This is a genomic window from Pseudomonas frigoris, from assembly GCF_047758635.1.
Classification (GTDB): domain Bacteria; phylum Pseudomonadota; class Gammaproteobacteria; order Pseudomonadales; family Pseudomonadaceae; genus Aquipseudomonas; species Aquipseudomonas frigoris.
Genome location: NZ_CP180479.1, coordinates 5,066,163 through 5,079,435 on the forward strand (window position 1 = coordinate 5,066,163; position 13,273 = coordinate 5,079,435).

A 13,273-nucleotide genomic window follows, 5' to 3' on the forward strand; every position below is an offset into this window, starting at 1 on the left:
CCATAGATCCCCACCTTTAAAATATGGGGTTCATGGAGCGCTTACGATACGTTCAGCTCTTGTACGGTCAGCACGATCGGTCGCGGTAGGGATGGCAGTTACCTGCCACCCCCCGCACAGATCCGTACGTGCGGAACTACCGCATACGGCTCCTGCCTCGGGTGTGTGACGCGAAGCGATCCTCAGGGTAAGGATGTGCATTTCTGGGTCTAGGTATGTAGAGGTCAGCAAGGCGTCCGTAGCGTGACCATTGAAGCCGATTACGCTGGCTGCGACGTTTGAGGGCTTGCCGCCATAGGCGACATACCGCCGAACGAAAACCACCAAGACGTATCAGGTTTCCCGGCACCGCGTGGTAATTGAAGTAGCCCCTGACCACCCGAGTAAGCCATTGCCCTTGAGCCCGGATGGGCTCATGACGTCGGCGCTTCAGCTCATCCCGAATAGCCAGCAGCGTCGCACGCATTCGCTTCTTGACCGTCAGTCGCAGTATTTGAAAACCACCGCTTCTGTTGGTACTACAACAGTGCGTGAAGCCCAGGAAGTCAAACGTCTCCGGTTTACCTAACCCTCGCTTCCTACGATTTCTCGCAGCAAAACGACCAAATTCAATCAGCCGTGTCTTCGAGGCATTGAGGGATAAACCGAACCTGGCCAAGCGTTCCTGCAACTGCACCAGAAACTGCTGAGCCTGCCATTGCGTCCTGAAACCCACCACACTGTCGTCCGCGTAGCGCACAACAATCACATCGCCATGGGCATGCCGCTGGCGCCATTGCCTTGCCCATAGATCCAGCACGTAGTGAAGATAGATATTCGCCAGCAATGGCGATATCACTGCCCCTTGGGGAGTCCCCTTCAGCGCAGCCACCCTACGGCCATCCTCCATAACACCCGCTTGAAGCCATTTGCAGATAAGCCCGAGCAGGCGCCGGTCTGCAATCCGGTGTCCCAGAAACATCAGCATCCATTCATGGTCGATCTCATCAAAGAACGACGTGATATCCGCATCCAATATCCAGTTCACCTTCTGGCCCTTCAGCGCGACCGTTAACGCATCCAGCGCATCGTGCTGGCTGCGTCCCGGTCGAAACCCGTACGAGAATCCCAGGAAGTCCTCTTCATAGATCACATTCAGAACGGTAACGACCGCCTGCTGTACGATCTTGTCCTCCAAAGAGGCAATGCCCAGCGGGCGCTGCCTGCCGTCGGCTTTGGGGATATAGACCCGCCGCGACGGCGTTGCCCGATAGGCTCCCCTGTGGAGCCTTCCGTGCAAATCGGTCACCCGCTGGAGAAGACCTTCCTCATATTCTCGCCACGACATGCCGTCCACGCCCGCCGCTGCATCGCGGCGCAGGGCATAGAAGCTCTGCGCCAATAACTGCGGTGTGATGTGGTGCAGCAATGCCGTGAACTGCATGCCCTTGTTCCTTCGGGCTGCTTCACGTACACCGTCAAGTCCCATCGACGCGCAGCTGATCCGGCTCAGTGTCCGGGGCGCGGGAGGCCTGTTGGTGTTTCCCTTGACTACGTCCCTTTCCTCCACTATCTCCGCAGGGCCAGGCCCTTTGTTCGATGGCTTCTCAGGTACTACGGACGTATCCGACTTCTCAGCGACGTGAACAGCAGGGTTACGGCTTTTGGCCTTTCCTGCTCCGCCCGGTGCTTGCGCACTGGGCGCCGCTGAGATCTCCCAGTTTCTGTGCGGAGGACTTCCCGACGTGCACAGGGTCTCCGACCGCGCGGGATCAGAGCATGACTGGCGTATAACGCCATGCTCCGTGTTGCCTTCTGCTTCGCTTAACAGCATCGGCATCCCGAATTCCTGATTACGCGGCTCAATGGCTGGCCCATCGGTTTCCCCTGTCAACGCTTCACCCTGCACCTCACGGTGCAACATGCATGACTCGGGGTCTGGTTGATTCGCCATTTCTTACCAGTATCGAACTTTCATCGACTATCCTCCGCCAGCTTTAACTGGCGCACTAAGCGTCCGGCCAAGTCACCTTCCGAACTCCAGCATTAAGGGCGATGGTGTCCGCGTATTTTTAAGCGGACGCGATCGCCCTTAACGTCAGGATTTCCATGCGACAACGAAGCTCTTATCCAAAACCCTTCAAGGCCCAGGTTGTTCAGGAATGCCTGCAACCGGGCGCAACTCTATCCAGCGTTGCCATCAGCCACGGCATCAACGCCAACGTGATCCGCAAGTGGCTGCCGCTTTACCGAGATCAATCGCCAGCGGCGTTGCCGGCTTTCGTTCCATTGAGACCCACGCCCAAACGGCAGACGGAAGCGGTGGCCATTATTAAGCTGTCGCTTGGCGAGCAAATGCTCACAGTGAAATGGCCAGCTTCCGATCCTGAAGGCTGCGCCCGCTTTGTCCGTGGGCTCACGCCATGATCCGCATCGATGCTATCTGGCTCGCCACCGAACCCATGGACATGCGTGCCGGCACTGAAACTGCGCTGGCCAGGGTGATCGCGGTGTTCGGTGCGGCGAAGCCGCACTGCGCCTATCTGTTTGCCAATCGCCGCGCCAATCGCATGAAAGTGCTGGTGCACGATGGGATTGGCGTTTGGCTGGCTGCACGTCGCTTGAACCAAGGCAAGTTTCACTGGCCAGGCATTCGACAAGGCAGCGAAATGTCGCTGGATACCGAGCAACTTCAGGCCTTGGTGCTCGGCCTACCTTGGCAACGCGTTGGAGCCGGCGGGGCAATCACACTGCTTTAAAAGCTGTAAATTGCGTCATGGCTTGCTGTCGCAAGCGGTCTGCTTTGGTAAAATCCACGGCATGACTTCCTTGCCCAATCTCGATCAAATGAATCCCGACCAACTGCGTGCATTCGCTGCGCAGTTGCTGTCGCAAGTCGAGACCATGGGCAAGACGGTCGAAACAATGGGTAAGAAGATCAACCGCGATCAAACGGTGATCGAGAAGCTGACCCACGAGATCGCACAACTCAAGCGTTTGAAATTTGCCAAGCGCAGCGAGCAGATGAATCCTGAGCAGGCCAGCCTGCTTGATGACCTGATCGATACCGATATTGCGGCGATTGAGGCCGAGCTTCAAAGCTTGCAAATAGCGCCAGCGGCGACCGAGAAAAAGCAAAAGCCCAAGCGCACTGCATTGCCGGCAGAATTCTCACGCACGTTGATTCATCACGAACCGGACAACACCCACTGCCCATGCGGCTGCGCACTCAAGCGCATCGGTGAAGATGTCAGCGAAAAGCTGGACTACACGCCCGGCGTATTTACCGTTGAACGCCACGTTCGTGGCAAGTGGGTTTGCGACGACTGCGAAACGCTGATCCAGGCACCCGTACCGGCGCAGGTCATCGACAAGGGCATCCCGACCGCTGGGTTACTTGCGCACGTCATGATCGCGAAGTTCGCTGATCATCTTCCGCTTTACCGTCAGGAATCGATCTTTGGTCGTGCCGGCTTGGCGATTCCACGTTCGACTTTGGCTCAATGGGTTGGTGTGACTGGCGTGCAGTTGCAGCCCCTGGTCGATGCCCTGCGTGATGTAGTGCTTGGGCAGCAGGTTGTTCATGCCGATGAAACACCCGTGCAGATGCTCGCTCCGGGCTCGAAGAAAACCCACCGCTCTTATGTTTGGGCATACGCCACCAGCCAGTTCTGCGAAACAGCCGCTGTTGTTTATGACTTCAGCCCCAGCCGCGCCGGTGAGCATGCTCGCAATTTACTGCAAGGCTGGAAAGGTAAGTTAGTCTGCGACGATTTTGGCGGTTACAAGGCCAGCTTCGAACTCGGCGTGACCGAAATCGGCTGCATGGCCCATGCGCGGCGCAAGTTCTTCGTAAGCGCTCCATGAAGCCCACATTCCAAGCCGAAACCTGATGTCCGATGCTGTGCTCCCGATTTCTTTCTGGAGCCAGTCCGTCATGATGCGTCCCGACGCCAAAGTCGAAAAAGTGTACCTATACCCCAAGCCCGTGGACTTCCGAAAATCCATCGACGGCCTCGCGGCCCTGATCGAGCTAGATATCAAGGTAGCGGTATTCGACCCCGTGCTTTTCGTCTTTCTGAATCGCCCCCGTAATCGGGTGAAAATCCTCTATTGGGAGCGCAACGGCTTCTGCCTTTGGCTCAAGCGCCTGGAGTCTGAGCGTTTCAAAACCTCGCCCGATGGCACCGACGAAGCCATCGTGCTGACGGTTCAGGAACTGAACTGGCTGCTCGACGGTTTTGATCTCTGGCGCAACCGTCCGCATCAGGTTTTGACGCCGCGATTCGTTGCTTGATTGGGTATAATCCGGGCCATGATTTCCATGCCCGACAACCTTCCCGATGACCTGGCTGCGCTCAAGCAATTACTTGCTCAGATGCAGTCGAAGGTCGTTCTTCTTGAAGAAGAGAATGCGCTACTTCGTCAGCGCCTGTTCGGGCGCAAGTCAGAGCAAACCGCTGATCCGGCGACGCCACAACTGCTGCTGTTTAATGAAGCCGAAAGTATCGACACGCCAGCGCCCGTTGAAGCTGACGGAGAAGTTGTCGCCCCGACCAAGCGCCGTGGCAAACGCAAGCCACTGTCGGCTGACTTGCCACGCATCGAGGTCATCCACGAACTCTCCGAGCACGAACTGACCTGCGCTTGCGGTTGCCGCAAACACGCCATCGGTGAAGAAACCAGCGAACAGCTGGAGATCGTGCCGATGCAGATCCGGGTGATCAAACATATCCGCAAGGTCTACGGCTGCCGAGGCTGCGAAACAGCACCGGTCACCGCCGACAAACCCGCGCAACTGATCGAAAAAAGCATGGCCAGCCCCAGCGTATTGGCGATGCTGCTGACCACCAAGTACGTCGATGGCCTGCCGCTGCACCGTTTCGAAAAAGTCCTCGCTCGTCACGGTGTCGATATTCCGCGTCAAACCTTGGCGCGCTGGGTGATCCAGTGCTGCGAACACTTCCAGCCACTGCTGAATCTGATGCGTGATCGGTTACTGGAGAGTCCGATTGTTCACTGCGATGAAACGCGAGTGCAGGTGCTGAAAGAGCCAGACCGAGACCCGACCAGCCAATCCTGGATGTGGGTACAAGCCAGTGGCCCACCGGAGCGCCCAGTCATCCTGTTTGACTACACCACCAGCCGAGCGCAGGAGGTGCCGTTGCGGCTGCTCGCCGACTATCGCGGCTATCTGATGACCGATGATTACGCCGGCTATAACGCTTTGGGCGCGCAGCCGGGTATCGAGCGTTTGGCCTGCATGGCCCATGTACGGCGCAAGTTTGTCGATGCGCAAAAAGTGCAGCCCAAGGGCAAAGCCGGTCGAGCCGATGTTGCGCTGACGATGATCAACAAGTTGTACGGCATCGAGCGTGGGTTGAAAGAGATGACCGATGAACAGCGTTTTGCCGGTCGCCAGGAACAGAGCTTGCCGGTGCTCAGCCAGTTAAAAAACTGGCTGGAGAAAACTCATCCCCAGGTCACATCACAAAGTGCCTTGGGCAAGGCCGTGGGTTATTTGGCCAGTAACTGGAGCCGGCTGGAGCGTTATATAGAGGCTGGCTTTTTACCAATCGACAACAATGCCGCCGAAAGAGCAATCAAACCGTTTGTGATCGGTCGCAAAGCATGGCTATTCAGCGATACGCCCAAGGGCGCCGCAGCCAGTGCGCAGATCTACAGTCTGGTCGAGACCGCCAAGGCAAACGGCCAGGAGCCCTATACGTGGCTGCGCCATGTACTGGAGCGATTACCGCAGGCTGAGTCGGGTGAAGACGTTGAAGCGCTACTACCCTGGAATTGGAGGGCATCATGAGTATCAATATTGATCATCTGAGTGTCGATGAGTTAGTGACATTGAATCATCACATTATCGAACGGCTGAAGATGCTGGAGTCGTTGGAAGCTCATAAATCGATGATGCAGTTCCATCCAGGAGCACGGGTAAGCTTCGACTCACCCAGTGGTGAGCGCCTGTCCGGTACCGTCATGAAGTTCAACCGCAAGACCGTCACAGTGGTAACCGACACCAGCCAACGCTGGAATATTTCGCCGCACTTGCTTTCACCGATCAAAAACGTACAAGCGGGCACGGTGGTGGATATCAAGCCACAAAAAATGAAGTAGCTGCGCCGCGAATGGCCTCCGCGCCAGCATGATTTGATTCCTCCCCCACCTCAGACGCCGCCTGTTTGGATAGGTGGGGTTTATGGATCAGTTACAGTTCTTCGAACTGCACGCGACCAACAAGAGCACGCTCGCCGAACAGGCTCTGCGCTACATCCAGTTGCTGTACGAAATCGAGAGTGAAGTGCGCGACTTGGAGCCGGATTTACGGCGCCGAATACGGCAAGAAAAAGCCGTACCAGTGATGGATATGCTACATGCCTGGATGATTGCCCAGCGTGATCTTGTGCCCGAAGGTTCGGCTATCAGCAGAGCGCTCGATTACAGCCTGAAACGCTGGGCAGCGCTGTCGCGCTACCTCGATGACGGGGCCGTACCCATTGATAATAATTGGGCGGAGAACCAGATCCGACCATGGGCTCTTGGGCGCAAGAACTGGCTCTTCGCTGGATCGCTACGCAGCGGAAAACGGGCTGCGGCGATCATGAGCTTGATCCAGTCTGCGCGGCTGAATGGTCATGACCCGTACGCCTATCTAAAGGATGTTCTCATGCGCCTGCCGACGCAGCGGGCGAGTGAAATCGAGCAGTTGCTTCCGCATAAGTGGCAGCCGGTTTAATCACGCAAGGCGTGATGCCCGGACGCATACGCACGATCGCCTCATCAGTGACGTCGGGATAGGTTTCGAACCGTTCAGACTCCAGGCGCTTAAGCCAAAGGCAAAGACGAAAAGCACGGGGTCAAATACCGCGACGTTAATGTCCAACTCGACCAGCGCAGTCAGGCCGTCGATGGATTTAGGGAAGCCCACTGCCTTGGGATAAAGGTAGGCTAAAGATGGCCCCCCCACACCCTGCGAGGGCTACGCTTTCGCAGGGTGTTTTATTTTCGGAGGCCATCGTCATGATCGATCTAACGCTGGAAAGTATCGATCTAGGCAAGCATAGCTTTCATCTGCATTACCGCAACAAGCTGACCTGTGGGGATCGCCAAACACCGGAGGACCGTTGCTCACCAGATACCCAAGCAAGCCTTCAATGCCGCGTGCGATATCGCCCGGAGCATCCATCGACATGTCAAAAAACGCGAATCCCCGATACGAAATCGATTGCCGGGACTCATGTATTAGCCGCTTGGACTACCATGCGGAAAAAAATCCATTTATATGGATTTCTCACAACGGCGAATCGAAGCACACATTTGTCACAGACGCTTTGCGCCAGGATGTCTGGATCGACACAGCAGGCCTCGGGGGAATACAGTGTGCTCCCGCGCATGCACGAGAATGTCCTAGCATTCGAACATTGCACGAACCTGTGCGGTATTCAAACTGTCTCCCTTCTGACGACATGCGGCGGCGTGACCCGCCGTCAACGCGAAAAACGCACGAGTTCGGTCGGCCACGGGACGACGTCGCTATTATTCGCACGCGAACTTTGTGTTCCATGTCGGCGGCGTATCATATGCACTGTGTCCGGTACGGGCTTATGCGGAAAGCCTTTCGAAAGAGTCGTACAGTTCCAGTGCCAATCCTCGTGCCCATACCCCGACGCCAGTTCGTTCTTGTGGAACGGGAAATCCGCATAGATCTCGCGCGGCGCGAACGACAACGCCTCCCAATAATTGCCAATCTGTAGATAATCCAGGTCGAAATCCGGGTGGTCCGAATCAACATGCAACCAGAACAGCCGCTCACGCCCGAAGATGATGCTCAATTGCGAATGCGCGATGACCGGTCTACCCATCTCCGTACAGAAACGGTGCGCAGCGACGAGCCAGTTGAAGCTCCAGAGGTCGTCCGCATCCAGAAAGGTCGCGTAGCGCCCCGAAGCCAGGCTGATCGCATGATTTCGAGCGAGTGCCGGGTCGCCAAAATCGGTGAAGACGACCTTCGCTCCCCAGCGATCCGCGTCGGCGAACATGGTGCGGGTCAACGCATCGGGACGATCGAGCACGACGATTGGCTCGACAGTAATGCCTTGATCTCTTGCATGATCGATCGCCTCGCGGAAGCTCGAGATCGACGGGCCGCTAAGCACTCCTTCTCTATGGGCCGTCATAATTGCGGAAACTTCCATCACGCACTCACCTTTTCATTCAGAACATCCGACACTTGCTTCGCATACGCCTGCATGCTATGCCGACTACGCGCCCGTTCACGCAGACGCTGCGCCCGGACAATCCGTTCGTGAGGCGCTCCAAGCGCAGCATGAATTGCGCCAACATAATCGTCGACACTGCGAACGCCGTCAACCGGCCACCCAGTCTGCTCGTCGATCAGCTCGGGCACCCCGCCCACCGCGCTCGCGACGATGCTGACACCGCGCAGCGCGAGCTCGATGAGTATCGTCGGCATGCCTTCCCAGTCCGACGTGAATAGCCAGAGATCCGCATCGTACAGCGGTAATTCGTCGTAGGATGAAAAGCCTTCATGCAGGATCAGGTTGGCCGGCGAGCGGCTGTAATCCGGCGGTGCATTGAGCAGCGGCGTTCCCCAGCACAGGAAATCGACCTCAGGCATCTTGTGCGCGATCTCCTGCACAAGATCGAATCGCTTCTGCCGATCGAGACGGCCGGCCCACAGCACCCTTCGGCGTAGGCGGTTGCTCTCGGTCTTGATACCTTCTTCGGTCGCCGTTTGACCGCCGATGTCCCCCCGCGACGGCGAGAATAGTGGGACGATCCGCTCGGAGAGCGATGCAGGCAGGTTGTAGATCTTCGCCAGTTCGTTCTTCATATAGATCGTGTCGGTGAACACAGCTCGCAGATGGCTCGCCGTTTCCGGGAAGAATTCGCTCGGGTAGCCGGCGCGATAGCCGCTTGCCGTCTGATCCCAGCAGAAGAGGTAGGAATACAAATCGATGCTTTCGGACAACCGTGTTCCGAAGCGCGCCATCACGTCCCAGCATAACCGGCTGTTGATGTTGATGATCCAGGACGGCGCGAGTCCCATGAACAGACTGTACAGCAGAGTTTGCGCTTGGAGGGGCGGAAGATCCCGGAATACGCTTGATGCATCGACAACGTCGACACCAGCAGATACCCATTCCGGGCGGTCGAAGTTTGGCTGATCGGTACGGAGCAGTAAAACCGACTTGTTGGGAAACGCCAAGGACACCGCTTCGCAAATCTGGCATGCAACGAGATCGGCGCCTCCCGTGCGAATCCAAGGCACGCATACGATCATATCGTAGTGATCGCGCTCGAACAGCTCGCGCAGCGCACGACGAGCTAGATTGCGACCGTCGTGGAACGGCGCTACCAGCACGTTGCTGATGTCCGATACGTCACCGATGGCGGGCTCAATCATCAACGCGCGACTTATCGTCTTCGCGAATGCTGTGGAGTGAAGGATGTCTTCGATGACCTGCGAGTAGTGAGGCACACTACGATACAGCTCACCCAGATCGCCGCCATTACCGCAGGATGACAGGAAGTACTTCCAATTGTTAAGACGCGCTTCGCCGTCCCGCATGGATGAGGGTGGTTGAGCGACAATCAGCTGCGGCAGACTTGACGCACGCCCCCCTTCAAATACACCCCGGCTGATGAAATGCTCGAACGCCCACGTGTATGCCGCCACAACAGACGGATATTGTGCGTAATAGTAATTCTCGTCGAAATAGCGTGTGGGAACGATCCGCTTGTCAATGCCCTCGCGAAGGAAATGCTGCAGGAGGGTCTCCCCGTCCTGCAGCACAAGACCACGGTTCTGGATGATACGTCGGTAATGCTCCACGCCGAATAGGGGCCCCGGGGCGATTTCCATTTCCCACGCGGCCGTCAGAAAGGCGATCAGACGCTCGATGGTGTCAGCGCTTTCCGTACCGATTCCCGGATGGTCTTCGTAAGGCGAGAACAGCGCCACTATAATCGCGAATTTGTCGCGACCGAATCGCGCCCACCATGGCTGGGCCGCTGCAACAAGTCGCATGTACTGGTCACGGGCGTCCTTCAGCACGTTGGTCCGACACGCATAAAGCGGCTGGAGTTCAGGCAATGGCGGATGCATGGCCGCGTCACGCGACCAGAAGAACACGAATGCCGTGCATCCCGCGTCCTCTTCCGTCCGGACGATGAATCGCTCATACCAGTCAGAGTCAAAGAAGGCATTCGGTGCGCGCCCTTCACTCTGCCCAGAACGGACGTAATGCAGCAATGGATTGATGTCCGCCTGTGCAACATCGGGGTTGTGAACGAGATACCAGGCCCCGTCAAAGAACGCGCTCGGGTTACGCCCTTCCTTCCATCCGTGTTCGAGATAATGCGCAAGCGGATCAGTTCCGCTCGCGGCGATGTCAGTGTTCGTTGCTAGATACCACTCCCGGTCAAATAAACCGGACAGATCCAACAATGTGTAATCGACCGTTCTCTGGCTGCTGGCCACACCCGGCAAAAACGGCCCCACCAACATCTTGATTCTCGATAAAATCATATCGCAGTTCCTGTTGACGCGCATTGTTGTTGAGCAGCCGGCTTGCCGTCCTCTCTTCGCGAGGGCCGCAAACGACGCCTGCAACCTCTACTTGCATGGCCCGCGCATGCGACGCTTTACAAGGTCGGAATGAGCGATGCCATATATGTTCCGGACGCCGTCGCGCTTGCGATGTCCGAGTGGAAAGGGCGCGCCTAGTATTTCTCACCCGTCGCCCATGCGTGGTAGATGAGGATCGCCGCCAACGAACTTTACTCATCGCTGAGTGGCCTGACTCAACATCCTTCCGGTGACGGTGCGCGATATCAGCAGGGTTAAAAACTGCCCTACATTCGTTCGACTGCAGTCTAGTTTCGCGATGCGTCGGCAACGGCGGCGCAGATGAAGCCACCGCCCTCAACGGCAAGCAGTGTATATGTTACCGCTCGAGACGTAAAAATCTTATTGATTACCCAAGCTTACGCACATGTAGCCCCCCATACGGCTGACCAAGTATCACCGAAGCGAGCAGAAACGCCATCTGCCACTTGCTCTCGACCATGCCATCCATTGCCCATGTGGCTGCGCACTCAAACGCCGGAAGAACAGCTTTTCCGAAGCTGCCTCCCAAACCTGGGTCATAGGACAACTCTGCCAAAAATGTGTCCGTTACAGCGTGTGTAACAGTCAGGGTTCGAGGCGACGCTGCTGGTAAATCAAGTCGACGATTTCACCATCCGGGGCGTAACCACTGACAGTGTCACGCAGAAGTTGGCGAACCCGCGAATAGTCATCCCGCTCAACGGCAGACAGCAACTCTATCAAGTTGCGCTTGAGCACTTCCCAAGGCAAATGATCCTCTTTGGCGCTCATGATCATCGGGTGCTGGGTAGCGGACACGTTGTCGCCGATCAGCAACTCTTCGTAAAGCTTTTCCCCGGGACGCAGTCCAGTGAACTCGATGGCAATATCGCCTTGCGGATTTTTCTCCGTGCGAATGCTCAAGCCAGACAGGTGAATCATCTTCTCCGCCAGCTCAATGATCTTGACCGGCTCGCCCATGTCCAGCACAAACACATCACCACCCTGCCCCATTGAGCCGGCCTGTATTACCAGTTGTGCCGCCTCGGGAATGGTCATGAAGTAACGGGTAATCTTCGGATGGGTAACCGTCAAGGGCCCGCCCGATTTGATTTGGCTGTGAAAGCGCGGAATAACCGAGCCAGACGAGCCCAACACATTACCGAACCGCACCATGGTGAAACGGGTCTTGTTGACCCGGGACACATTGGACTTGTCCCCGAACAACACCGGCGCCAACTCACGACTGAGGGCCTGCAAGGTCAACTCGGCCAGCCGTTTGGTGCTACCCATGACATTGGTCGGGCGTACGGCCTTATCGGTCGAGATCAGCACAAAGTTTGCAACACCAGCCTCCAAAGCAGCCTGAGCGGTATTGAGCGTCCCGATCACATTGTTGAGCACACCTTCGGCAATATTGTGCTCAACCATCGGCACGTGCTTATAGGCCGCCGCATGATAAACCGTGTCCACGCTCCAGGTTTTCATTACATCCAGAAGTTTATGGGGATGGCGAATCGACCCCAGTATCGGTAACAACCGGACAGGCAACGATTCACGAGCAATACGATGCTCGAGCTCAGACAAAATGCTGTAAAGATTGAATTCGCTATGATCGAACAACAATAGCGTGGTCGGTCCCAGGGAGAAAATCTGCCGACAAAGCTCGGAACCGATCGAGCCGCCCGCCCCCGTTACCAAAACCGTCTTGCCCGTCACACATCGAGCCAACAAATCAGGCTGAGCCGGCACCGAATCCCGCCCCAACAGGTCAGCAATGTCGACTTCCTGAATGTTGTCCACCTTGACCCGACCACTGGCCAGATCAGTGAAATTCGGAACACTGCGCACATGGAGCGGGAAACCCTCCAGAAAATTGAGAATCTCCCTGCGCCGCGCACGGGTTGAAGACGGCAACGCCAGAAGAATTTCCTGAGCCCCGGTCATGTCGATCATCTGCTGAATATGCTTGGGCTTATAGACCCGCAGCCCGGCAATCGAACGATCCGCGATAGAGGAATCGTCATCGATGAACGCCACAGGGCGCATCACGCGGCCCATGCGCAACGCTGCAACCAACTGGTTGCCCGCCACGCCTGCGCCGTAAATGGCGACCTTGGTCAAACCATCGTCTCGATTAACAAACGGTACATGCTGCGCAGCGGTGAACCAATCACCCATGAAGTATTGACGCATGCACAAACGCAGGCCGCCAATGATTACCAGGCTTAGCCACCAGTAGTTGAAGATGATGGAGCGCGGCACCACGGCCTGGTGATTGCTGTACCAGTACACCACCACGGCGAGGATCAGCGAGGACAGACTGACCGCCTTGACGATGGCAATCAGCGCATCATTGCCGAAGTAGCGCATGACGGCGCGGTACATGCCAAAGCGTACGAAAAGGGGAATGGCAATAATAGAGGCACTGACGAACAGCCAGAAATGCGACTTTAGCGGATTGTACATGTCGTCGATGCCGAGGCGGACGATAAAGGCCAGCCACAAGGCGACCCACACCAAAACCACATCGGTGGCGACCTGTATCAGTCTTTTTTGCCTGCGAGGCAAACCAAGCAACACTCTGCGTATTTTATCCATTCAAGCTTTCGAGCCCGTAGCCCCCTCCTTTTACGCGGTCGTCGGTCGGCATTGTAACCTCAATGAAGA

9 protein-coding genes and 2 pseudogenes are annotated in these 13,273 nt (G+C 56.6%); 7 read left to right on the plus strand and 4 right to left on the minus strand.

Annotated elements, in window-relative coordinates; all coding sequences use genetic code 11:
* Positions 1 to 136: 136 nt before the first annotated feature.
* Entirely contained in the window at positions 137 to 1,423 is a 1,287-nt protein-coding gene (gene ltrA, locus ACMXYH_RS23285) for a group II intron reverse transcriptase/maturase (RefSeq protein WP_415764648.1), read from the minus strand.
* A gap of 665 nt (positions 1,424 to 2,088) precedes the next feature.
* Between ltrA and tnpA the strand changes: the two genes are divergently transcribed.
* From tnpA to ACMXYH_RS23320, 7 genes and pseudogenes are all read left to right on the plus strand, one after another.
* Positions 2,089 to 2,406: an IS66-like element accessory protein TnpA gene (gene tnpA, locus ACMXYH_RS23290; protein ID WP_415765098.1), complete on the plus strand. Its 318-nt coding sequence runs from the start codon at positions 2,089 to 2,091 to the stop codon at positions 2,404 to 2,406.
* Complete coding sequence (gene tnpB, locus ACMXYH_RS23295; protein ID WP_415765099.1) at positions 2,403 to 2,738, plus strand: IS66 family insertion sequence element accessory protein TnpB; 336 nt, start codon at positions 2,403 to 2,405, stop codon at positions 2,736 to 2,738. The genes tnpA and tnpB (ACMXYH_RS23295) overlap by 4 nt, the downstream gene beginning before the upstream one ends.
* A gap of 61 nt (positions 2,739 to 2,799) precedes the next feature.
* A pseudogene (tnpC, locus tag ACMXYH_RS23300) lies at positions 2,800 to 3,831 on the plus strand (IS66 family transposase); the annotation flags it as partial.
* 40 nt (positions 3,832 to 3,871) lie between these two features.
* Positions 3,872 to 4,276 carry an IS66 family insertion sequence element accessory protein TnpB gene (tnpB, locus tag ACMXYH_RS23305; protein WP_415764206.1) on the plus strand — a complete coding sequence of 135 codons (405 nt, stop codon included), beginning with the start codon at positions 3,872 to 3,874 and terminating at the stop codon, positions 4,274 to 4,276.
* Positions 4,277 to 4,294: 18 nt separating this feature from the next.
* On the plus strand, positions 4,295 to 5,797 hold the full coding sequence (gene tnpC / locus ACMXYH_RS23310; RefSeq protein ID WP_415764205.1) for an IS66 family transposase: 1,503 nt from the start codon (positions 4,295 to 4,297) through the stop codon (positions 5,795 to 5,797).
* Complete coding sequence (locus ACMXYH_RS23315; RefSeq protein WP_129444071.1) at positions 5,794 to 6,108, plus strand: hypothetical protein; 315 nt, start codon at positions 5,794 to 5,796, stop codon at positions 6,106 to 6,108. Before tnpC (ACMXYH_RS23310) ends, ACMXYH_RS23315 begins: the two co-directional genes overlap by 4 nt.
* Before the next feature lie 94 nt (positions 6,109 to 6,202).
* Positions 6,203 to 6,727, plus strand: a pseudogene (locus ACMXYH_RS23320) (IS66 family transposase); the annotation flags it as partial.
* Positions 6,728 to 7,478: 751 nt separating this feature from the next.
* On the opposite strand, the gene ACMXYH_RS23325 reads toward ACMXYH_RS23320, so the two are convergent.
* The 3 genes from ACMXYH_RS23325 to ACMXYH_RS23335 form a co-directional block, all read right to left on the minus strand.
* Positions 7,479 to 8,186, minus strand: coding sequence for a glycosyltransferase family A protein (locus ACMXYH_RS23325; protein ID WP_415765100.1), 708 nt, complete (start codon positions 8,184 to 8,186; stop codon positions 7,479 to 7,481).
* Complete coding sequence (locus tag ACMXYH_RS23330; RefSeq protein ID WP_415765101.1) at positions 8,186 to 10,543, minus strand: glycosyltransferase family 4 protein; 2,358 nt, start codon at positions 10,541 to 10,543, stop codon at positions 8,186 to 8,188. Before ACMXYH_RS23330 ends, ACMXYH_RS23325 begins: the two co-directional genes overlap by 1 nt.
* A 666-nt stretch (positions 10,544 to 11,209) precedes the next feature.
* Positions 11,210 to 13,204, minus strand: coding sequence for a polysaccharide biosynthesis protein (locus tag ACMXYH_RS23335; RefSeq protein WP_415765102.1), 1,995 nt, complete (start codon positions 13,202 to 13,204; stop codon positions 11,210 to 11,212).
* Between the last annotated feature and the right edge of the window lie 69 nt (positions 13,205 to 13,273).